This is a genomic window from Microbacterium sp. TWP3-1-2b2 (genome assembly GCF_049896145.1).
GTDB lineage: Bacteria > Actinomycetota > Actinomycetes > Actinomycetales > Microbacteriaceae > Microbacterium.
Genome location: NZ_JAFCTS010000001.1, coordinates 887,576 through 909,854, shown reverse-complemented (window position 1 = coordinate 909,854; position 22,279 = coordinate 887,576). Strand labels below are relative to the sequence as shown.

20 protein-coding genes are annotated in these 22,279 nt (G+C 67.1%); 1 reads left to right on the top strand and 19 read right to left on the bottom strand.

Features of this window, described 5'->3' with window-relative positions:
• Nucleotides 1-65: 65 nt before the first annotated feature.
• Nucleotides 66-977, top strand: coding sequence for a CPBP family intramembrane glutamic endopeptidase (locus ACP7AR_RS04510; protein WP_426183203.1), 912 nt, complete (start codon nt 66-68; stop codon nt 975-977).
• Here ACP7AR_RS04510 and ACP7AR_RS04505 read toward each other — a convergent pair.
• From ACP7AR_RS04505 to ACP7AR_RS04415, 19 genes are all read right to left on the bottom strand, one after another.
• Nucleotides 974-1,678, bottom strand: a complete 705-nt coding sequence (locus tag ACP7AR_RS04505; protein WP_426183201.1) for an esterase/lipase family protein — start codon at nt 1,676-1,678, stop codon at nt 974-976. The genes ACP7AR_RS04510 and ACP7AR_RS04505 overlap by 4 nt on opposite strands.
• The gene (locus ACP7AR_RS04500; RefSeq protein ID WP_426183199.1) at nt 1,678-2,466 is read right to left on the bottom strand and encodes an alpha/beta fold hydrolase; all 789 of its coding nucleotides are present in this window, start codon (nt 2,464-2,466) and stop codon (nt 1,678-1,680) included. Before ACP7AR_RS04500 ends, ACP7AR_RS04505 begins: the two co-directional genes overlap by 1 nt.
• Nucleotides 2,467-2,542: 76 nt before the next feature.
• Nucleotides 2,543-3,991 (bottom strand): pyruvate kinase, encoded by a 1,449-nt coding sequence (pyk, locus tag ACP7AR_RS04495; RefSeq protein ID WP_426183197.1) that lies wholly within the window; start codon nt 3,989-3,991, stop codon nt 2,543-2,545.
• 58 nt (nt 3,992-4,049) lie between these two features.
• Nucleotides 4,050-5,516, bottom strand: a complete 1,467-nt coding sequence (locus ACP7AR_RS04490) for a glutamate synthase subunit beta (RefSeq protein ID WP_426183195.1) — start codon at nt 5,514-5,516, stop codon at nt 4,050-4,052.
• Nucleotides 5,509-10,077 (bottom strand): glutamate synthase large subunit, encoded by a 4,569-nt coding sequence (gltB, locus tag ACP7AR_RS04485; protein ID WP_426183193.1) that lies wholly within the window; start codon nt 10,075-10,077, stop codon nt 5,509-5,511. Before gltB ends, ACP7AR_RS04490 begins: the two co-directional genes overlap by 8 nt.
• Before the next feature lie 89 nt (nt 10,078-10,166).
• The gene (gene lgt, locus ACP7AR_RS04480) at nt 10,167-11,189 is read right to left on the bottom strand and encodes a prolipoprotein diacylglyceryl transferase (RefSeq protein ID WP_426183191.1); all 1,023 of its coding nucleotides are present in this window, start codon (nt 11,187-11,189) and stop codon (nt 10,167-10,169) included.
• 10 nt (nt 11,190-11,199) lie between these two features.
• Complete coding sequence (gene trpA, locus ACP7AR_RS04475; RefSeq protein ID WP_426183189.1) at nt 11,200-12,003, bottom strand: tryptophan synthase subunit alpha; 804 nt, start codon at nt 12,001-12,003, stop codon at nt 11,200-11,202.
• Nucleotides 12,000-13,268, bottom strand: a complete 1,269-nt coding sequence (gene trpB / locus ACP7AR_RS04470; RefSeq protein WP_426183187.1) for a tryptophan synthase subunit beta — start codon at nt 13,266-13,268, stop codon at nt 12,000-12,002. The genes trpA and trpB overlap by 4 nt, the downstream gene beginning before the upstream one ends.
• Complete coding sequence (gene trpC / locus ACP7AR_RS04465; RefSeq protein ID WP_426187628.1) at nt 13,265-14,041, bottom strand: indole-3-glycerol phosphate synthase TrpC; 777 nt, start codon at nt 14,039-14,041, stop codon at nt 13,265-13,267. The genes trpB and trpC overlap by 4 nt, the downstream gene beginning before the upstream one ends.
• A 2-nt stretch (nt 14,042-14,043) precedes the next feature.
• Nucleotides 14,044-14,274: an HGxxPAAW family protein gene (locus ACP7AR_RS04460; RefSeq protein ID WP_426183185.1), complete on the bottom strand. Its 231-nt coding sequence runs from the start codon at nt 14,272-14,274 to the stop codon at nt 14,044-14,046.
• 48 nt (nt 14,275-14,322) lie between these two features.
• A complete protein-coding gene (locus ACP7AR_RS04455; RefSeq protein WP_426183183.1) occupies nt 14,323-14,913 on the bottom strand; it encodes a Trp biosynthesis-associated membrane protein in 591 nt (196 codons plus the stop codon).
• Nucleotides 14,910-15,293, bottom strand: coding sequence for a phosphoribosyl-AMP cyclohydrolase (hisI, locus tag ACP7AR_RS04450; protein ID WP_426183181.1), 384 nt, complete (start codon nt 15,291-15,293; stop codon nt 14,910-14,912). Before hisI ends, ACP7AR_RS04455 begins: the two co-directional genes overlap by 4 nt.
• The gene (gene hisF, locus ACP7AR_RS04445) at nt 15,290-16,051 is read right to left on the bottom strand and encodes an imidazole glycerol phosphate synthase subunit HisF (RefSeq protein WP_426183179.1); all 762 of its coding nucleotides are present in this window, start codon (nt 16,049-16,051) and stop codon (nt 15,290-15,292) included. The genes hisI and hisF overlap by 4 nt, the downstream gene beginning before the upstream one ends.
• A gap of 13 nt (nt 16,052-16,064) precedes the next feature.
• A complete protein-coding gene (gene hisG, locus ACP7AR_RS04440) occupies nt 16,065-16,904 on the bottom strand; it encodes an ATP phosphoribosyltransferase (RefSeq protein ID WP_426183177.1) in 840 nt (279 codons plus the stop codon).
• A 37-nt stretch (nt 16,905-16,941) separates the two neighbouring features.
• Nucleotides 16,942-17,205, bottom strand: a complete 264-nt coding sequence (locus tag ACP7AR_RS04435; RefSeq protein WP_033107061.1) for a phosphoribosyl-ATP diphosphatase — start codon at nt 17,203-17,205, stop codon at nt 16,942-16,944.
• The gene (gene rpe, locus ACP7AR_RS04430; RefSeq protein WP_426183175.1) at nt 17,202-17,882 is read right to left on the bottom strand and encodes a ribulose-phosphate 3-epimerase; all 681 of its coding nucleotides are present in this window, start codon (nt 17,880-17,882) and stop codon (nt 17,202-17,204) included. The genes ACP7AR_RS04435 and rpe overlap by 4 nt, the downstream gene beginning before the upstream one ends.
• Before the next feature lie 4 nt (nt 17,883-17,886).
• Nucleotides 17,887-19,380: an RsmB/NOP family class I SAM-dependent RNA methyltransferase gene (locus tag ACP7AR_RS04425; protein ID WP_426183173.1), complete on the bottom strand. Its 1,494-nt coding sequence runs from the start codon at nt 19,378-19,380 to the stop codon at nt 17,887-17,889.
• Nucleotides 19,377-20,312 (bottom strand): methionyl-tRNA formyltransferase, encoded by a 936-nt coding sequence (gene fmt, locus ACP7AR_RS04420; protein ID WP_426183171.1) that lies wholly within the window; start codon nt 20,310-20,312, stop codon nt 19,377-19,379. Before fmt ends, ACP7AR_RS04425 begins: the two co-directional genes overlap by 4 nt.
• Before the next feature lie 25 nt (nt 20,313-20,337).
• Nucleotides 20,338-22,278, bottom strand: a complete 1,941-nt coding sequence (locus ACP7AR_RS04415; protein WP_426183169.1) for a primosomal protein N' — start codon at nt 22,276-22,278, stop codon at nt 20,338-20,340.
• Nucleotide 22,279 lies beyond the last annotated feature (1 nt).

Below are 22,279 nucleotides of genomic sequence, written 5' to 3'. Positions count from 1 at the left end.
GCGCTGGCGCGGTCGTCCGTAGCGTGTTCCTCGACCCCGCACGATTATCGAGGAGCACGAACCACATGAACACGAATCACGAGAAGTCCACGCCGGTTGAGACTCGGGCGAAGTTCGGCGACGGTGCGGTAGGCGGCGAACAACGCCGGCGGCCCCTCTCCAGAAGATGGGTGCAGGTCACCGTCATGGTCGTCGGGTTCGCGATCATGATGATCGTGTCCAACTCGATCGCCGCTGCGCTCGAGAACCCGGTCGCGGCTCTCGTCATCGGACCGCTGCTGGCTGTGCTGATGCTGTGGCTGTATCGGTTCGCGGTGCACCGCGTCGAACGCCGAGGCGCCACTGAGCTCGCTCCCAGAAGGGCGGCAAGACTGGTGCTGATCGGCCTCGCGGGTGGGCTGCTGCTGTCTGCTGCCACCATCGCCGTGCTCGCGGTGTTCGGCGGGTACCGGATAACCGGCTGGGGCTCGATCGGCGGGGCCCTCAGCGTCATCGGGATCATGTGTGCGATCGCCGTCGCAGAGGAAGTGCTCTTCCGAGGCGTGATCTTCGGGCTCGTCCAGCGGCGGTGGGGAACGTGGCTCGCTCTTGCCGTCTCCGCAGTCCTCTTCGGCCTCGTCCACCTCGTGAACCCCGGGGCGACGCTCTGGGGTGCGATCGCCATCACCGTCGAGGCGGGGCTGATGCTCGGTGCCGCCTACGCCGCCACCGGCTCGCTGTGGCTGCCCATCGGTCTGCATCTGGGCTGGAACGTCGCGACCGTCGCGATCTTCGGCACCGTGACATCGGGCAGCGAGGCCCGAGACGCCCTCGTGACGGCGCACACTTCAGGGCCCGCCTGGTTGACGGGCGGAGACTTCGGGCCTGAGGCGAGCATCGTCGCCGTCATCGTCTGCTCGATCGCCACAGTGGTGCTTCTCCGCATCGCTCAGCGTCGAGGACGTATCTTCGTCGGTCGCGATGCGCGACTCTCCTAGTCCGTGTCGCCCACGCACGTCGGGTCACCTGGAGAGCTCTTGCCGCTGAGCGCTCCCAGCTCGTCGATCACCTGCGGGTGCGCGAGGATCCGGAAATGCCCTCCCGTGTCCACACGGATGTTGGTCGCGCCGGAGAGCTCGCTCCCCTCAGGGATGTGAGGATCGAACCGCGCGTATATCGACACGATCTTCCTGTTGGTCGCGAGCTCTTGCGCGAGTCTCAGGATCACAGGGTCCTTGGGAGCGAGCGCGCGCAGCGTGCGCGACGGCATCATGCGCGCGTATCTCGAGCCGCCGAACGGTGTGGCAACTGCGACCATCCCCCGCACCTGATCTCCGGCGGTCCCGATCATCACCAGCTTTCCGGCAAGTCCGCCCTTGCTGTGCGCGACGATCGTGACATCTCGCAGTCCGTTGCGGTGCAGGTAGTCGGTCACCAGATCAGCCATCTCGGCGACTGGATGCAGGTTTCGCTCGAGCATCTCCAAGACGTGCACTGGATGACCGCGGTCGTGAAGCTCCTCGACGATCGGTTGCATGAACTTCCAGGTCTCGTAGATCCCCGGAAGGATGACGATCGGGGCCTGGGTGCCTGTGGCGAACGATGCCGGGTCGGTGCGGTCGAACAATGCCCTGCTCTGCCACACCAGGGCGTAGGCATAGTCGAGGATCCACCAGCCCGCGGCCTTCAACGGCCCCATCACGTGCTGATCGCCTCTGGCGCGTGCGGTGCCGTGTGAAAGCGGATCGCGGAAGCGACGGCGGCAGGCGCCGTGCCCTGGACGACATGGCGGCCGCCTGGTACCTCCACGAGTACGGAGGCAGGCGCGAGATCACGGAGCCGTCGACACCAGTTCCGCCCCGCAACAGGGTCTCTGCTGCCGCGGATGATGAGCAGTGGTCTCGTCAGGTCACGCACTCTGTCTTCGATCGGATAGACGAGCATGTGGCGAAGCTGAGTGAGATACCAGGGGACGCCGCACCGGAGATAATCGGCGAGCACCACCGCATTGATGAGCGGTGACTCACCGAGCATGTCCAGTGCCAACGCGCGCGACTGCGCCAGCGCGCTCCTGTGCTTCTCGTCTGTGACGGGGCCGATGATGACGACATGTGCAACGAGTTCGGGATGGCGAAGCGCGGTCTCGACGACCCACTGCGACCCCATCGAGTGCCCCACCAGCACGACAGGGCCGGAGACGCACTCGCTGAGGAGCTCGCCGAGAGCGTCGGCCATCTGTGAGACATCGATGTCGGAGTCGGGTTTGGGGAGACCGCCGAAGCCCGGAAGATCGACGGAGATGACCGGCGCCGTCACCGCGAGGGCATCGTGGAGTCGCTGGAAATAGCGGTGCGATGTCCCGATCCCATGCACCAGCACGATCGCCGTGGCATCCTGATCCTGATCGGGCGCCTCGGTCGCGATGGCGCGAAACGCCTGCATTCCTCGCTCTACGGGAGGTTGTCGGGTGCGCACGCGGCTCGCCATGACTGCAACCTACCCCTTTGCGAGTGGGAACGACGAAGGGGTGGAGCCGAAGCCCCACCCCTTCGGAAGCCGTCGGTCAGACGGCGTCCTTGTAGATCGGCGCAGCGCCGTTCACGGCATCTCCGACCTTGTGGACGCGGATGTCGTTCGTGGATCCCACGATTCCGGGAGGGGAACCGGAGATCACGACGACCTTGTCCCCTTCCTTCGCGAGGTTGTTCTTCAACAGGTAGTCATCCACCTGCAGGAACATCAGGTCGGTGTGCTGGACGACGTCCACCAGGTTCGAGGTGATGCCCCAGGTGAGGGCCATCCGGCGGCGGATGCCTGGCTCGGGCGTGAACGCGATCATCGGGATGCGCGAGCGCAGGCGCGAGAGGCGGCGAGCGGAGTCACCGGACTGGGTGAACACGCAGAGGAACTTCGCCTCGACGAAGTCTGCGACCTCGAGCGCGGCGAGGGTGATGGCACCACCCTGCGTGCGCGGCTTGGCCGTGAGCGGCGCGATGCGCTCCAGACCGTGCTCCTCAGTCGACTCGACGATGCGCGCCATGGTCTCGACGACCACGATGGGGTACTCCCCCACGCTCGTCTCGCCGGACAGCATCACCGCGTCCGCGCCGTCGAGGACCGCGTTCGCGACGTCCGAGGTCTCCGCGCGCGTCGGCACAGGACTGGAGATCATCGATTCGAGCATCTGGGTCGCGACGATGACCGGCTTGGCGTTGCGTCGAGCGAGCTCGACGGCCCGCTTCTGCACGATCGGAACGGCTTCCAGCGGCAGTTCGACGCCCAGGTCACCTCGGGCGACCATGATGCCGTCGAATGCGTCGACGATCTCTTCGAGGGCATCAACGGCCTGCGGCTTCTCGATCTTGGCGATGACGGGCACTCTGACGCCCTCTTCAGCCATGATCTCGTGCACTCGCACGACGTCGGACGCGTTGCGCACGAACGACAGCGCGATGAGGTCAGCACCGATCTGCAGACCCCAGCGGAGGTCGGCTTCGTCCTTCTCGCTGAGCGCAGGGACGTTCACGGCAACGCCGGGCAGGTTGATGCCCTTGTTGTTCGACACCGCACCGGCGACGATCACGCGGGTGGTCACGACGATGCCGTCGGTCTCCACGACCTCGACGCGTACCTTGCCGTCGTCGATCAGGAGGAAATCGCCCGGCTTGACGTCCTGCGGCAGTCCCTTGAAGGTGGTGCCGCAGATCTCGCGGTTGCCGATGATGTCTTCCGTGGTGATCTTGAAGATGTCGCCCGCGGCGAGCTCGTATGGGCCGTTCTCGAACTTCCCGAGGCGGATCTTCGGCCCCTGCAGGTCGACCAGGATGGCGACGGCCTTGCCTGCGTCATCCGCGGCGCGGCGGACGTTGGCGTAGTTGGCGTCATGGACGGAATAGTCACCGTGGCTGAGGTTCAGCCGGGCGACGTCGACCCCCGCTTCGATGATGGCTCGAACGTTCTCGTAACTCGAGGTGGCCGGGCCCAGCGTGGCGACGATTTTCGCGCGTCTCAACAGAATCTCCAGGGTGAGAGTGGGGGGAAACAGAACTGGCGACGATGCCTCCGCCAGCCTACGCGGGCTGGAGGCCGATCGCGACATCCGTGGGGCGCACCGGTGCCGGAAGCACCGTGTCCCCCATCAGGAAACGATCCACACCGGCGGCAGCGGCACGGCCCTCTGCGATCGCCCATACGATGAGCGACTGTCCGCGGCCGGCGTCGCCGGCGACGAAGACGCCGGGGACGGTGGTCTCGTAGGAGCCGTCACGCCCGAACGCACCACGGTCGGTGGTCTCGGGACGCATGTCCTCGGTGAAGCCGTCCTGCTCGGGGCCGGTGAATCCCATCGCGATCAGCACGAGGTCGGCCGGGATCTCCCGCTCGGTGCCGCTCTTGGGCACACGCCGGCCGTCGACGTACTCGGTCTCGGCCACACGCAGCGCGCGCACCTCACCGGCGTCGTTCGACAGGAACTCCACGGTCGACGCCAGGTAGTGACGCTCGCCGCCTTCTTCGTGTGCGGAAGAGACCTCGAAGACCGTCGGCATCATCGGCCATGGCTGATGATCGGGTCGATCGGCACCGGGCTGCACACCGATGGCGAGGTTCGTGACGCTCAACGCGCCCTGACGGTGCGCCGTGCCGATGCAGTCTGCACCGGTGTCGCCGCCGCCGATGACGATGACATGCTTGCCCTCAGCGGTGATCTGGTTGTGGACGACATCGCCCGCGACCGCGTGGTTGGACTCCACGAGGTATTCCATGGCGAAATGTACGCCGTCCAGATCGCGTCCGGGGATCGTCAGGTCGCGCGGCACGGTCGAGCCGGTGGCGATCACGACCGCGTCGTAGCGCGTGCGAAGATCGGCCCACGTGATGTCCTTGCCGATCTCGACACCGGCGCGGAAGCGCGTGCCCTCCTCCTGCATCTGTCGCAGACGGGACTCGAGGTGGCTCTTCTCCATCTTGAAGTCGGGGATGCCATAACGCAGCAGTCCGCCGATGCGGTCGTCACGCTCGAACACCGCGACGGTGTGCCCTGCGCGGGTGAGCTGCTGCGCGGCGGCGAGTCCGGCGGGGCCGGAGCCGACGACCGCCACCGTCTTGCCGGTGAGGCGCTCCGGTGGCTGCGGTTCGACCCAGCCCTTGGAGAAGGCCTCGTCGATGATCGAGACCTCGACCTGCTTGATGGTCACCGCCGGCTGGTTGATACCCAGCACGCACGCGCTCTCGCAGGGCGCGGGGCACAGCCGGCCGGTGAACTCCGGGAAGTTGTTCGTGGCGTGCAGACGCTCGATCGCAGAGCGATCCTCGCCTCGCCAGGTGAGGTCGTTCCATTCCGGGATGAGATTGCCCAGAGGACATCCCTGGTGGCAGAACGGCACGCCGCAGTCCATGCAGCGTCCGGCCTGACGGCGAAGGACGGCCTTGTCTCCGGGTTCATAGACCTCTTTCCAGTCCATGATGCGCACGGGAACAGGACGGCGAGCGGGAAGCTCGCGCTCCGTGACTTTCAAGAAGCCCTTGGGATCAGCCACCGGTCACCTCCAGGATCCGGCTCCAGACGACGTCGCCATCCGGGTCGAGCCCGTCTGCCTCCGCCTCCTGACGCATTGTCTGCACCGCCGCGTAATCGCGCGGCAGCACCTTCACGAACTCGGATGCGACGGTCTCGAAGTCCTCCAGCATGCCCGCCGCGAGTGGAGAGGCAGTGCGCTCCACGTGCTCGACGAGCAGACTGCGCAGCACCTCGAGGTCCGCGCGATCCAATATCTCCAACCGCAGCTCACCGCTCTCGCGGGACTGCAGATTCACCTTCTCCGTGGAGAGCGCGTGCACGTACGCGACACCACCGGACATGCCCGCTCCGAGGTTGCGACCGGTCGATCCGAGGATCACGGCGAGCCCGCCTGTCATGTATTCCAGAGCGTGATCGCCGACGCCCTCGACGACGGCGGTCGCGCCCGAGTTGCGCACCAGGAACCGCTCGCCGACCACGCCGGAGATGAACATCGTGCCCGACGTCGCGCCGTAACCGATCACATTGCCGGCGATGACGTTCTCATGCGGCGCGATGTTCGAGCCGCGCGACGGCCGAATCGTGATGTCGCCGCCGGAGAGGCCCTTGCCGACGTAGTCGTTCGCATCGCCCTCGAGGCGTAGCACGATCCCGGAGGGCAGGAATGCCCCGAGCGACTGACCGGCGGTGCCGTGCAGCGTGACATCGATCGTCTCGCGGGCCAGGCCAGCCTCGCCGAACCGAGAGGTGACCTCGTGGCCGAGCATCGTGCCGACTGCGCGCTCCGTGTTGCGGATGGGCAGCTCCACGATGGTCGGAGCCATGTCGTTGAGCGTGCTCTGAGCCATCTCGATGAGCGGAACATCGAAGTGCTTGTCGAGTTCGTGCTCCTGCGCGCGACCGCTGCGACGCGGCTCGGAGGCCGGGAACACCGGGCCCTCCAGCACGGGTGAGAGGTCGAGTCCGTCGGTCTTCCAGTGCTCGATCGCCGCATTCGCCTCGATGAGGTCGGCGCGGCCGATGATCTCGTCGAGAGACCGGAAACCGAGTTCGGCGAGGATCTCACGCACCTCTTCGGCGATGAACTCCATGAAGTTGACCACGAACTCCGGCTTGCCCGTGAACCGCTCGCGCAATGCCGGGTTCTGCGTCGCGACGCCGACCGGGCACGTGTCCAGATGGCAGACGCGCATCATGATGCAGCCGCTGACGACGAGCGGAGCCGTCGCGAAGCCGAACTCCTCCGCTCCTAGTAGGGCGCCGATGATGACGTCGCGACCGGTCTTGAGCTGGCCGTCGACCTGCACCACGACGCGGTCGCGCATGCCGTTGAGCATGAGCGTCTGCTGGGTCTCGGCGAGACCGAGCTCCCACGGGGTGCCCGCGTGCTTGAGCGAGTTCAGCGGGCTCGCGCCGGTTCCGCCGTCGTGGCCTGAGACCAGGATCACGTCGCTGAGCGCCTTCGCCACACCCGCCGAGACAGCGCCGATTCCGGACTGGCTGACGAGCTTCGTGTGGATGCGGGCGGAGGGGTTCGCGCGCTTGAGGTCGAAGATGAGTTGCTTGAGGTCTTCGATCGAGTAGATGTCGTGATGCGGTGGCGGCGAGATCAGTCCGACGCCGGCCGTCGCGTGACGCGTGCGTGCCACCCACGGGTAGACCTTGGTCGGCGGCAACTGGCCGCCCTCCCCCGGCTTCGCACCCTGGGCGAGCTTGATCTGGATGTCATCCGATTCGGTCAGGTACAGGCTCGTGACGCCGAAGCGGCCGGAGGCGACCTGCTTGATCGAGCTGCGGCGCTGCGGGTCGAGCAGGCGATCGACGTCTTCTCCACCCTCACCGGTGTTCGACTTGCCGCCGATGCTGTTCATCGCGATCGCGAGCGTCTCGTGCGCTTCGCGGGAGATGGATCCGTAGCTCATGGCGCCGGTGGAGAAGCGCGTGACGATCGCGCTCACCGGCTCGACCTCGTCGAGCGGAACGGGCGGGCGGGCGCCGGTGCGGAGGTTGAAGAGTCCGCGCAGGGTCTTCAGCTCCGCCGCCTGATCGTCGACGAGCTTCGTGTACTCGCGGAAGATGTCGTAGCGGCGGTTGCGCGTCGAATGCTGCAGACGGAACACCGTCTCAGGGTTGAACAGGTGCGGAGCCCCGTCGCGGCGCCATTGGTACTCGCCGCCGGTCCAGAGACGCTCGTGGGCCCGTGCCGCGGCATCCTCGGGGTAGGCGTAGTCGTGACGCGCCTGGTTCTCGGCGAAGACGTCCTCGATGTCGATGCCGCCGAGCTTGGTCTCCGTGCCGGTGAAGTACGCGTCGATCAGCTTCTGGCTGAGTCCGACGGCCTCGAACACCTGGGCGCCGGCGTACGAAGACACGGTCGAGATGCCCATCTTCGACATGATCTTGAGTACGCCCTTGCCAAGCGCGTAGATCAGGTTCTTGACGGCCTTCTCAGGTGTGATGCCGGTGATGAAACCGGTGCGCACGAGATGCTCGACGGTCTCCATCGCGAGGTAGGGATTCACGGCGGAGGCGCCGTAGCCGATCAGCGTCGCGACATGGTGCACCTCGCGGACATCACCGGCTTCGACGATCAGCCCGACCTTCATGCGGTTCTCACGCCGGATGAGGTGATGGTGGATCGCTGAGACCATGAGCAGTGAGGGGATCGGAACGAGATCCTTGTTGGAGTCGCGGTCGGACAGGATGATGAACTCCGCACCGTCGGCGATGGCCTCATCAACCTCTGCGCACATCTCCTCGAGACGCTCCTGCATAGTGTGCGCGCCGGCGTCGAAGTGGTACAGACCGCGGATCGTCACGGAGGAGCGCCCTTCGAGCGCCTTGTCGATGTGACGGATCTTCGCGAGCTCGTCGTTGTCGATCACCGGGAAGTCGAGCGTCACCGTCCGGGTGTGCTCCGGACCCCAGCTGAGCAGGTTCCGCTCAGGACCGAGGCCGGACTTCAGGCTGGTGACGACCTCTTCACGGATGGAGTCCAGAGGCGGGTTCGTGACCTGCGCGAACTGCTGCGTGAAGTAGTCGAACAGCAGTCGAGGGCGCTCGCTGAGCACCGCGATGGGAGTGTCGGAGCCCATGGCGCCGAGCGGCTCGACGCCGTTCTGCCCCATCGGTGTCAACAGGATGCGCACCTCCTCCTCGGTGTAGCCGAAGGTGCGCTGGCGACGGGTGATGGATGCCGGCGGGTGCACGATGTGCTCGCGCTCCGGCAGATCGGCGAGGCGCACAGCGCCGTCATCGAGCCACTTCTGCCACGGGTGCAGTGTCGCGAGGTCGTGCTTGATCTCATCGTCTTCGACGATGCGACCGGCGGATGTGTCGACGAGGAACATCTTGCCCGGCTGCAGGCGTCCACGGCGCTTGATGCGCTCCGGCGCGAACTCGAGCACTCCGGTCTCCGAGCCGATGACCACGAGACCGTCAGTGGTCTCCGTCCAGCGGCCGGGACGCAGTCCGTTGCGGTCCAGTGTCGCGCCGACGAGTGTGCCGTCTGTGAAGATGAGGGCGGCCGGTCCGTCCCACGGCTCCATCTGATTCGAGTGGTACTCGTAGAACGCGCGAAGCTCCGGCGTGATGTCGGCCTGCTTCTCGTACGCCTCCGGCACCATCATCATGATGGCGTGCGGCAGGCTGCGACCGGTCAGTGTGAGCAGCTCGAGAACCTCGTCGAACGAGGCGGAGTCGCTGGCACCGGGGGTGCAGATCGGCAGCAGCGGTCGCACGTCGCCCAGCAGCTCGGACTCCAACTGCGACTGACGGGCCCGCATCCAGTTGCGGTTCCCGCCGACCGTGTTGATCTCGCCGTTGTGCGCCAGCATCCGCAGTGGTTGCGCGAGCGGCCAGGACGGGAAGGTGTTGGTCGAATAACGCGAGTGGACGACAGCGAGCTCCGAGGTGAACCGCTCATCCTGCAGGTCAGGGTAGAACGGCTCGAGCTGCAGAGTGGTGACCATGCCCTTGTAGCCGAGCGTGCGGCTGGACAGCGACACGAAGTACGCGCCGATCTCGTGACCTGCGCGCTTGCGAAGACGGTAGGCCACCCGGTCCAGCGCGATACCGGAAAGAGCCTCCTGGCCGGGAGCCGAGGCGACGAAGAGCTGCTCGAACGCGGGGCGGGCCTCATCGGCGAGCTTGCCGAGATTCTCATTGGCCGTGGGGACGACGCGCCAGCCGAGGACGGTGAGTCCTTCTTCGCGGGCGATCTTCTCGACGCCGGCCTTCTGCGTGCGGCGCTCAGTGGCCTGCAGCGGGAGGAACGCGAGCCCGGCGGCGTAATGGCCGGCATCGGGCAGTTCGAAAGCGGTGACTTCACGCAGGAACTGGTCTGGCATCTGGGTGAGGATGCCCGCGCCGTCTCCGGTGCCGGCATCCGAGCCGATCGCACCGCGGTGCTCAAGGTTTCGCAGGGCTTCAAGTGCCAGCTGGATGATGTCGTGTCCGGCTGTGCCCCGCAGGGTCGCGACCATGGCGAGGCCGCAGGCATCCTTCTCGAATGCCGGGTTGTACATGCCCTGCTTCGGGGGGTAGGCGCCGGAGGCACCGTACGGAGGCTGGAAGTACATTGGTTACCGTCCTCAGGTAATCAAGTGACACCGGGGACGACGTCGGCCCGCTCGTTCAATGCAGTGGATTCCTCACTCGACGAGGAGGCTTATCGGGAGCTGTCCTCGCTCGCGGGAGCAGTGCTTGTGGCGGTGGCTCCGGCGGTGACTTCGACCGGAGGCTCGCTCACGTCGACGAAGTCATCGATGATGTTCTGCGATTCTACATCAGCGTCGGCGTCCTTCCGCGAGCGACCAGGAACGTACGGGCCGGCCTCGCGACCGGTGTGCCTGCGCGTCTGCACGATCAGGATGACGATGCCCACGACCACGCCGAGGATCGAGGCCCACACATTGCTGCGCAGTCCGAGGATGATCTCGCTCGGGTCGATGCGGATCGACTCCCAGAGCACGCGCCCTGCGCTGTACCAGATCAGGTACACGGCGAAGAGCTTGCCCCACTGCAACTGCAGGCGACGGCCGATCCAGAGCAGGAACAGCACTCCGAGGCCGTTCCAGATGACCTCGTAGAGGAACGTCGGATGAAAGAGCGTTCCCTCAGCCAGCCCCGGAGGGAACGCGACGTTGTCGGACTCGATCTCCAGTCCCCACGGCAGGTCGGTCGGCAGACCGAAGAGCTCGTGGTTGAACCAGTTGCCGAAGCGGCCCATCGCCTGGGCCAGCAGAAGACCCGGAGCCAGGGCGTCGGCGAACGTCCAGAAGCGGATACCAGTCCACTTGCAGCCGAGGTATGCGCCGACAGCACCACCGAGAAGAGCGCCGAAGATCGCGATCCCGCCCTCCCAGATCGCCCATACGGAGCCCGGTTCGAACGGGTTCCAGGTGTTCTTGCCCTCGCCGAAGTAGAAGTTCGGGTGCGTGAGCACGTGGAAGATGCGCGCGCCGATGATCGCGAGCGGCACGGCGAGGATCGCGATGTCGATCACGATCCAGGGCTCTGCCCCGCGCTTGGTGAGGCGGTGATTCGTCAGCAGCGTGGCGGCGATGATGCCCGCGATGATGCAGAGCGCGTAGAAGTGGATCCGCAGCGGCCCGAGATCGAAATAGCTGACCGGAGGGCTCGGGATGCTGGTGAGCACGCCGCTGATGGCGGTGTGAAGCGCGAGGGACATGAGTGCGATTCTAGTTCTCGTGTGAGGTGACTGCGGACGGGGTGCCCGCAGCGAGTGTTCTGGTGATCTCAGCGAGCGCGTCGAGGCCTCCGTCACGGAGGGCCCTGACCAGCGCCGTGCCGACGATGGCGCCGTCGGCGTACTCGACGATACCGGCGATCTGATCCGCCGTGGAGACGCCGATGCCCACACAGGCGCGGTGCGCGCCGCGGGCGCGGAGCCGTGCGACGAGCGTGCGCGCGGCCTGGTCGAGCTCTGCGCGCTCACCGGTGATGCCCATGGTGGACACGGTGTAGATGAAGCCCGTCGATGACTCGACGACCAGATCGAGGCGCTCGTCCGTCGAGGTCGGGGCAGCGAGGAAAATGCGATCGAGACCGGTGCGCTCACTCGCGGCGATCCACTCTGCAGCAGCATCCGGGGTGATGTCAGGAGTGATCAGCCCTGCGCCGCCTGCGGCGAGCAGATCGTCGGCGTAGCGGTCTATGCCGTACTGCATCACCGGGTTCCAGTACGTCATGACGACGACGGGAACATCGGTGGCCGCGGTGATCTCCCGTACGGCCGTGAACAGGTCCCGCATGCGGAACCCGGCGGCGAGGGCGGCCTGAGTGGCTTCCTGGATCACCAGTCCGTCCATCACCGGGTCGCTGTACGGCGGGCCGAGTTCGATGACGTCGACGCCGTTCTCGGCGAGCGTGATGGCCGCCTTGATGCTGGTCTGCAGATCGGGGAACCCGACAGGCAGATAGCCGATGAAAGCACCGCGGCCTTCGTCGTGCGCCGTCTGGATCGCGGCCTCGACGCGGCTCATCGTCCTGCCGCCGCATCCGCTGCTGACTGCGTCACGGCTTCCTTCTCTGCGGCATCCCGCTCAGCCGCCTCGCGATCGTAGAGGTCGAAGTAACGCGCGGCAGTGTCCATGTCCTTGTCGCCGCGACCGGAGAGGCACACCGCGAGGATGGCATCAGGGCCGAGCTGCCTGCCGATGCGCAATGCGCCGGCGAGAGCGTGGGCGGACTCGATGGCGGGGATGATGCCCTCGGTGCGGCTCAACAGGCGCAGCGCCTGCATCGCCTCATCGTCGGTGGCGGGGATGTACTGCGCTCGACCGATGTCAGAGAGCCACGAGTGCTCCGGGCCGACACCCGGGTAGTCGAGACCGGCCGAGATCGAATGCGACTCGACGGTCTGTCCGTCCTCGTCCTGGAGGACGTAGGTCTTCGCACCGTGCAGCACGCCGGGGCGACCGCGCTCGATGGACGCGGCGTGCTTCTCGGTGTCCACGCCGTCGCCGGCGGCCTCCACACCGTACAGCTGCACGTCTGCGTCGTCGAGGAACGCATCGAACATGCCGATCGCGTTGGAGCCTCCGCCGACGCATGCGATGACGGCGTCAGGAAGTCTGCCCGTCTCATCGAGCAACTGCTGACGCGCTTCTTCGCCGATGATCTTCTGGAAGTCGCGAACCATGGCAGGGAAGGGATGAGGTCCGGCGGCTGTCCCGAAGATGTAGTTCGTGGACTCGACCGTGGCCACCCAGTCGCGATAGGCGTCGTTGATGGCGTCCTTCAGCGTGCGCGAACCAGTGGTGACAGGGACGACCTCGGCGCCGAGAAGCCGCATGCGCGCGACGTTCAGAGCCTGGCGTTCGGTATCGACCTCGCCCATGTAGATGGTGCAGTCCAGACCGAAGAGCGCTGCTGCTGTGGCGGTGGCGACGCCGTGTTGTCCGGCGCCGGTCTCGGCGATGACCCTGGACTTGCCGAGGCGCTTCGTGAGCAGCGCCTGTCCCAGCACGTTGTTGATCTTGTGGCTGCCGGTGTGGTTGAGATCCTCGCGCTTGAGGAACACTCGCGCTCCCCCGGCATGCTCGGCGAAGCGCTGGACTTCCGTGAGTGCGGACGGTCGTCCGGCGTACGAGCTGAGCAGTCGCGCGAGCTCAGCCCGGAACTCCGGATCGGCGATCGCCTGCTCGTAGGCCACGGTCAGCTCATCGATCGCCGCGATCAGCGACTCCGGCATGTAGCGACCGCCGAACTCGCCGAAGAACGGCCCTGGCTGCTCTCGCAAGCTCATGCATCCACCTCCAGGAAGCGCTTGAGAGTCGCGACAGGGTCGCCGGTGACCAGCGCCTCCCCGATCAGCACGACATCGGCTCCCGCCGAACGGTAGTGGGCGACGTCAGCCGGGGTGAGCACAGCCGATTCGGCGATCTTCACGGCATCTGACGGGATTCGATCGACAAGTCTGCTGAACAGGTCGCGGTCGAGTTCCAGGGTCTTCAGATCGCGCGCGTTCACACCGATCAACGGTGCCCCGAGGTCGATCGCCGCCTCCAGCTCGTCTGCAGAGTGGGTTTCGACGAGCGGGGTCATGCCGAGGTCGTTGATCAACGCGAACAGGTCGCGCAGAACCTTCGGTTCGAGACCGGCGACGATCAGGAGGGCGAGGTCGGCGCCCGCGGCGCGTGCCTCGAGCACCTGGTAGGGCGTCGCGATGAAGTCCTTGCGCAGCACAGGGAGCGCGACTCGGGCGGTGACGGCCTCGAGATCGGCGAGGCTTCCTCCGAATCGCCGTTCCTCCGTGAGCACGCTGATCGCAGACGCGCCGCCGGTCTCGTAGAGCGCGGCCTGGTGTGCCGGATCGGGGATCTCGGCGAGGGCACCGCGCGACGGACTCGCGCGCTTGACCTCTGCGATGATCTTCACGGTCGCGGCAGGAGCGAGGGCCGCACGCGCGTCCTTGGCTGCCGGACGAGCAAGAGCGGCCTTCTCGACCTCCGCGAGCGGACGGGACTGCGCACGGCGTTCGGCGTCTTCGACTGCGCCGGCCGTCAGGTCGGCGAGCACCATTAGTGGCCCTTCGGCGAGTACTTGGGGCCCCTCACGCCGTAACCGGCCTTGGTCAGGATCCAGCCGAGGAGCAGACCGATGACGATGATGCCGACGGAGATCCAGACCAGCAGGGGCTGCTCGAAGCAGAAGGCGACCGTGCCGGCTGTGAAGCCGAACAGCATGACCACCACAGCGGTCCACGCCGCAGGTGAGTGTCCGTGGCCGGGGTCAGCGATCGGGTTGGTCATGGTCTCCTCCGAAGCGGTCGTTGGCAAAGCGATCTCAGTCTATCGGGGTCACCGGGTCGGATCCGTGCCGCGTGACAGGTCGTCCCAGGAATCGATCGCGTCGACGGGCCCTTCGGCCTCGTCGTGGGCTGTGGAGTCGGTGCGGAAACGCCGTCCGCCGCTCTTCCAGCGATTGGCCGTCAGGATCGTGAAAGCCGACGCTGCGATGAGCAGCACCCAACCGATCAACGCCAGCACCGGCCAGAACGTAGGAGTGATGGATTCGATCACATCGGTCACGGCCGTGCCGCCGGCAAGTCCTGTGGTCTCGGTCACCGTCGCCGCGACGGCTGACACCGGCGCGGTGAACACGATCTCGGCGGTCCACCAGGTCAGCAACGCGCCGGCGAGCAGTGCCAGTGTCGCGAACACGTAACGGAGTGTGCGTCCGACGAGCGCCAGAGCGGCTCCGAGAGCCAGCACGGCGAGACTCAGCGGAGCGAGCAGCGCCAGCGCATCCGCACCAGGGACGAGGATCGGCTCCCCCGCATCCGCACGAACGACGCTCAGCCAGGTCTGTGTGGAGGAGATGATGCCGACGGCGCCCGCGAGCAGGAACGCGATGACGGCGGTGCTGCGCCCACGGCGGAGGAACTTCATTCGGCGTCGCCTTGATCCTTCTCCCGCGCGGCGAGGCCGTCGACGGCCTCGAGATCGGCGGAATCGAAGCAGGTACGAGTGCCGGTGTGGCAGGCGGGGCCGTGCTGGTCCACGAGCAGCAGGATGGCATCTCCGTCGCAGTCCAGTCGCGCCTCGTGGATGCGCTGGATGTTTCCCGACGTGTCGCCCTTGCGCCAGTACTCCTGACGTGAGCGCGACCAGTAGGTGACGCGGCCTGTCGTGAGCGTACGGCGCAGAGCCTCGGCATCCACCCACGCGAGCATCAGCACCTCACGGGTGTCCCACTGCTGCACGATCGCCGGCGCGAGCCCGTCAGCGTTCCAATCGACCTGCGCGATGCGGGTCTCCAGATCTGTCATCTCACCAGGATCCCTTCTGCGCTCATCGCATCCTTGACCTCGCCGACGGTCAGTGCGCCGGAGTGGAAGACGCTCGCGGCGAGCACCGCATCGGCACCGGCGTGGATCGCGGGTGCGAAATCGGTCACGGCGCCGGCTCCGCCGGAGGCGATCACCGGTACAGAGGACACCTCGCGCATCAGGCGGACGAGTTCGAGATCGAAGCCGTCGCGTGTGCCGTCTGCATCGATCGAGTTGACAAGAAGCTCGCCCGCTCCGCGCTCGATCGCTTCACGGGCCCACTCCACGGCGTCCAGCGCGGTCTCCGTGCGTCCGCCGTGGGTCGTGACGACGAAACCGGATGCGGTGGTCGGCGCGCGCTTGACGTCGAGTGAGAGCACCAGCACCTGGGCGCCGAAGCGATCGGCGATCTCACCGATGAGCTCGGGCCGTGCGATCGCGGCGGAGTTCACACCCACCTTGTCGGCGCCGACTCCCTGCAGGCGGGCGACGTCTTCGACGCCGCGCACTCCCCCGCCGACGGTCAGCGGCACGAAGACGTGCTCTGCGGTGCGCTGCACGACGTCGTACGTGGTGGCGCGTGCATCGACCGTTGCCGTGACGTCGAGGAACGTGATCTCGTCCGCGCCCTGGGCGGCGTAGTGCGCTGCCAGTTCGACCGGATCACCCATGTCGCGCAGGTTCTCGAAGTTCACGCCCTTGACGACGCGTCCTGCTGCGACATCGAGGCACGGGATCACCCGACTGGTCAGCGTCATCAGAGTCCCCCGATCACAATCTCGCGGCGTGGATGGCGGTCACGAGCAGCGCGCGAGCACCGATCGCGTAGAGGTCGTCCATCACCTGGTTGATGCCCGAGCGCGGCAGCATCACCCTGACCGCGACCCACTTCGGGTCCTGCAACGGCGAGATGGTCGGAGATTCGCGGCCGGAAGCGATGGCAGTCGCCTGATCGATGAGCTCGACGGGGAGGTCGTAATCGAGCAGCACGTAGCGGCGTGCCACGATGACGCCGCGCAGGCGACGAAGCAGTCGCTCTGTACCGTCGGCGTCGCCAGGGCGGCTGATGAGAACGGCCTCGGATTCGATGATGACCGGGCCGAAGATCTCGAGTCCGGCCTGACGCAGCGTGGTGCCGGTCTCCACGACGTCGGCGATGGCGTCGGCGACGCCCAGTTGAACGGCGGATTCCACTGCACCGTCCAGCGGCACCAACGTCGCTTCGACGCCGTGCTCGCGCAGGAAGGCGTCGACGAGCGCCGGGTACGCCGATGCGACTCGTACGCCGGCGAGATCCTGGATCGTGCTGTATCGGCCGGCGGGTGCGGCGAAGCGGAAGGTGGAGCGGGCGAAGCCGAGCGCCTGCACTTCACGGGCCTGCTCTGGCGCATCGCGCAGCAGATCGCGGCCTGTGATGCCGACGTCGAGCGCGCCGGATGCCACGTAGGTCGCGATGTCGCGAGGGCGGAGGAAGAAGAACTCGACGTCGTTCTGGGCGTCGATGACGTGCAGGGTCTTGGAGTCGCGGCGTCCGGCGTAGCCGGCCTCCGCGAGCATCTCGGCGGCGGTCTCGGCGAGCGAGCCCTTGTTCGGAACAGCGATGCGCAGCATGGGGAGCTTTCAGATCAGAGGAAGGGGACGAAGCGCATCAGAGATGTCGGTAGACATCCTCGAGGCTGAGCCCCTTCGCGATCATCATCACCTGCACGTGATAGAGCAGCTGAGAGATCTCCTCTGCCGCTTCGGCGTCGGACTCGTACTCCGAGGCCATCCACACTTCTGCGGCCTCCTCCACGATCTTCTTCCCGATCGTGTGCACGCCGCCGTCGAGTTCAGCGACGGTGCCGGAACCGGCAGGGCGGGTCTCGGCCTTGGCACTGAGCTCAGCGAACAGCTCGTCGAAAGTCTTCACGATTCAAGGCTAGCGGCTCGCGCGCGCTCTCGAAGCCCAGCGATGGCGGCCTCGATGTCGACGGCGCCGTAGACGGCTGATCCGGCGACGAAGGTGTCGGCCCCGGCGTGCGCCGCCTGGGCGATGGTGTCGTCGGTGATCCCGCCGTCGACCTGGAACCACACGTCGGATCCCCGGCGTCGAGCCTCATCCGCGAGTGCACGCAGTTTCGGCATGGTCTCGACCATGAAGCCCTGACCGCCGAAGCCGGGTTCTACGGTCATCACGAGGATCTGATCGAACTCGTCGAACAGATCGTAGAGGCTCTCGCCGCCGGTGCCCGGTTTCAGCGCGACACCGGCTCGTGCGCCGATCGATCGCAGCCGACGCGCGAGGGCGACGGGGTCGTCTGCCGCCTCGAGGTGGAACGTGACGCTCGCGGCGCCGAGTTCGGCATACTCCGGGGCCCAGCGATCGGGATCCGTGATCATCAGGTGCACGTCGAGCGGTATCGGACTCGTCGCCTGGATGCGCTCGACCATCTGCGGGCCGAAGGTGAGGTTCGGCACGAAGTGGTTGTCCATGACGTCGACGTGCGCGAAGTCGGCCGCAGCGATGCGCGCGAGGTCCGACTGCATGTTGACGAAATCGGCAGCCAGGACGCTGGGGTTTATGCGGGGAGCCGCAGGAAGACTCATCTGGTCATTCTCCCGTCTCGGTGTGCGTGATGGATTCGGATGCACCGCTGCGCTGGAGCAATGCGAGGAACATGGCGTCGGTGCCGTGGCGGTGAGGCCACAGCTGCACGCGCATGCTGCCGTCGGCGGCGAGATCGATCGGGTTCTGTGCAAGGTCGGACAGCACGGCGGCAGCATCGAGTTCGATCACATCGTCACGCGTTCGCAGCACCTCGCTCACCACGCCGGATGTCTCGGCGAGATGCGGCGAGCAGGTCACGTACGCGACGATGCCACCCGGTGCGAGGGCGTCGAGCGCTCCCGACAGCAGCTGTTCCTGCAACGGCACGAGGTCGGCGACGTCGGCCGGGGTCTTGCGCCAGCGTGCCTCCGGCCGCCTGCGCAGCGCGCCGAGACCGGTACACGGCGCGTCGACGAGGATGCGGTCGTAACGCCCTCGGTTCGCCGCAGTGAGCCCGCGTCCGTCCTCCTCATGCACGGTGACCTCTCCTGGCACCGCTTTCAGCGCGTTTCGCACGAGGCGCGCACGAGTGGGCACGACCTCGTTCGCCTCCAGCGTCACATCGTGCTGCCGAGCGATCGCAGCGAGCAGCGCGGTCTTGCCGCCGGGACCGGCGCAGAGATCGAGCCACTGCTCCCCCGCCGTGATCGGTGCGGCGCCCGCGAGAGCGAGTGCCACGAGCTGCGATCCCTCGTCCTGCACACGTATCGCGCCGTCGGATGCGGTGATGATCGTGTTCGGATCTCCCCCCGGGGAGCCGAACGCGGTGGGCGCGTAAGGTCTGGCGGGAGTGCCGCGCTCCGCCAATCCCGGCAGAGCGACCAGCGTGACCTCGGGTGAGGCGTTGTCGGCTTCGAGGAGGGCCTCGAGCTCCTCCTCGCGATTCTCGGCGGCAAGGGCGCGGCGCAGCGCGCGGATGATCCAGACCGGATGCGCCGTGCGCAGTCCGAGGCGTTCATCGTCGGAGCGCGCTTCACGTTCGATGCGCTCCTGCCACTGACCCGGCGTGTCGCGGGAGATCCTTCGCAGCACGGCGTTCGCGAACCCTGAGGGTCCTCTGCCGAGTTCGGCCGCCACCAGATTCACTGATTCGTTGACGGCCGCGTGCGAGGCGACGCGTGTTGCGAGCAGTTGATGCGTCGCCAGCCGCAGTGCGTCGAGGACAGCTTCATCGATGTCGTCGATGGGCCGACCAGCCGCGGAAGCGATGATGGCGTCGTACGTGCCGCGACGGCGAAGCGTGCCATAGGTCAATTCGGTCGCGAGAGCAGCATCCTGCGGATTCAGAGCTGCGTCGGCGATCGCTGAGGGCAGAAGAAGATTCGCGTACGCGTCAGAACCGCTCACCGCGCGCAGCACGTCGTAGGCGACGCGACGTGCCGGCTGCACGGTGCGGGTGCTCCGCGTCGCGCGCTGCGGCTGGGTCGAGGACTGCCGACGTGCAGGACCGCTGCTCCTCGCACTCTCGCTGCGCTCGCGCCGGTTCTCGCCGCTCATGCGCCGGCCCTGATCGTGTCGTCGCCGATCGCTGCGCGGCCCCGGAACCCGCGCCACCAGTCGGTCGCACTCATCGGCGCCTTACCAGCAGGTTGCACTCTGCGGACCTCGAACGGGCCGGTGCCAGTACCGATCAGCAGCGCCTGCTTGGTCGCGACGATCTCGCCCGGTGCCAGGGGGTCGGCGCCGTCGGCCGGACGGGCCTCGAGCACCTTGACCTGCAGACCGCCGATCGTCGTGTGCGCACCAGGCTCAGGTGTCACTCCCCGGAATCGCGCGTGGAGTGCCTCCACCGGGAGCGTCCAGTCCAGCAGGCCGTCCTCGAGCGTGAGCTTCGGCGCCAGCGACACCTCGCCCTCCTGGGGCACCGCGACCGCTGTGCCGCGCTCGATACCGTCGACGACCTCCACTGTAAGAGCGGCGCCGTCATCGGCGAGCACCTCGAGGGCGACATCGGCGGTGGCGTCCGTCGGCACCGGGACGATCCTGGATGCGAAGACGTCACCGGCGTCCAAGGCGGCGACGAGCTGGAACACGCTCGCTCCGAGCTCGGCGTCGCCCGCGATCAGCGCACGCTGCACCGGTGCTGCTCCGCGCCAGGCGGGCAGCATCGAGAAATGCAGATTGATCCAGCCGTGCTCCGGTGTGGACAGCAGCGGCTCGCGCACGAGACCGCCGTACGCCACGATGATGCCGAGGTCCGGCCTGAGCGCCGCGATCCGACCGGTCGCCTCCTCATCCAGCCGCGCTGCCTTGATCAGCGGCAGCCCCAGCTCTGCAGCGGCTTCAGCGACCGGCGACGGCGTCAGTACGCGTTTGCGCCCCTGCGGTGCGTCAGGACGTGTGATGACCGCGACGATCTCGTGCGAGAGCGCGAGCGTGCGCAGGGTGGGTATGGCGGCGGCGGGTGTGCCTGCGAAGACGAGACGCATGAAGGTTCTCCGGAAGGATTGGATGTCACAGCTCAGGATCGAGGATATCGAGCCGAAGTGACAGCGGACTGCGGTTGCTCTGGCCCCGGCCACGGCGCCGCTTCACGGCTTCCGCCACGACCGCCGCACGAAGTGTGGTGGCGACCGTGGTTCCGGCGGCGTACTCGAAGCGCACCAGGGCACGCACGCGCCCCTCGTCGGTCTCGATGGGAACCGGACCGAGGATCGCGTCGGAGGGCAGTGGCAACTCACGAAGGTCGGTCAGTGCACGCTCGACTGAAGCCGGCACGCCCTCGACGAGCGCGACGCGAGTGGCTGGCGGCATGTGCAGGGGCGCGCGCTCAGCGAGCTCGGATCGTGCATAACCGGCCTGGTTCCAGGTCGCGAGCGCCCGACCGACCGGCCCGTCGACGCCCACCAGATGGACCGGTGCTCCTGGCGCTGCAAGGGCGGCTGCGTTGGACCACCAACGCAGACATGACTCCCCGATGCGCAAATCTGGAGCCTGCAGCATCCGGGATCCATCCAGTAGCACGACCGCGCGGTAGCCGCCTTCGGCGACGGGTTCAGCGCCGCGCGTCGCGACCACCAGTGCCGGCTTGTCCGACACATGCTCCACGGGATGAGCGCCATCGGCGATGATGACCCGCACACCGGGGAACGCCCGCCCGAGCTCGTCTGCGGTGCGTTCGCTGCCCGATGATGCGAGACGCAGCTTCGTCGACGAGCACGACGGGCACGCCCATGCGCGAGCCGAGCGCCCGCACCAACCGCACACCGGAACCGCACCGCGATGTCTGGCTCCGAGTGGACCGCCGCACAGCTGGCAGCGCGCAGGTGCACGGCAATCGGCGCAGACCAGGCTCGGCGAGAAGCCTGGACGCGAGACCTGAACCAGCACCGGGCCTTCCTCCGTGGCCTTGCGTGCGGAGCCGAACGCGCTGGAGTGCACACGCTGCGCCGGCTGCTCCATCTCCTGCGGAGTGCTCAGCACGACCTTCGGCAGCACACGCCGTTCGGCGTGGACATCCTTCATCCAACCGCGGGCCACGAGACGCTCCGCGTCTGTCGTTCGGGTGTGCCCGGCCAGCAGCAGGGCAGAGCCTTCCTGCTCCTGCCTGAGCAGAGCGGCGTCGCGTGCGTGCACGTACGGTGCGAGCTGCTCGCCGAGCAGTGGATCGCCGTCATCCCAGATCGCGACCAGCCCCGCCTGCACCGGTGCGTAGACGGCGGAGCGGTTGCCGACGACGACGCAGGGCGCGTCCTCCAGCGTGCGAAGGAATCCGCGGTACCGGTCCGGGTTCGTCTGCCGGGAGTCGTGCCGCACGATGGCCTCGGGCGGCAGCATCCTCTCCAGCGTGGCGAGGAGCCTGTCCAGGTCGCGATGATCCGGCACGACGAGGATCGTGGAGCGACCCGATGCCAGCACCCGAGTCGCCGCAGCGGCGAGCAGCTCCGTCCACCGCAGCACGCTGTCGCGGATGCCGGGGATCGCCTCGACAGCGCCGCGCTCACCGGCATCGATCAGATCGACGAGGCCGGCGTACTCTGCGAGCACCGCATCGGCGCGTTCCATCGAGCCGGACGACGGCAGCGGAACGCCTGCATCACCCTTCCATGCCTTCTCGACGCGCACCTGCCGCTTCGGGATGACGAGACGGAGGATGTCGCTGGCGGAACCCGCCGCACGATCCGCTGTCCTGCGAGCAAGGCGATAGAGCCGCTCCGGCATGACGGCGGCAGCGGAGACGACGCAGTCGACTGTGGAGAGCGGACGCTCGGAGTCGTTCTCCTCGGCGACCTCGACCACGTAGGCGTCGATCATGCGACCTGCGGTGCGCAGCGGCACGCGCACGCGCACACCGACCGGCACATCACCGAGCTCTTCGGGCAGGGCGTAGTCGAAGAGTCGATCCAACTGCGGCAACGGCGAGTCGAGGAGAACCCGCGCGATGCGCCGGCTCAAC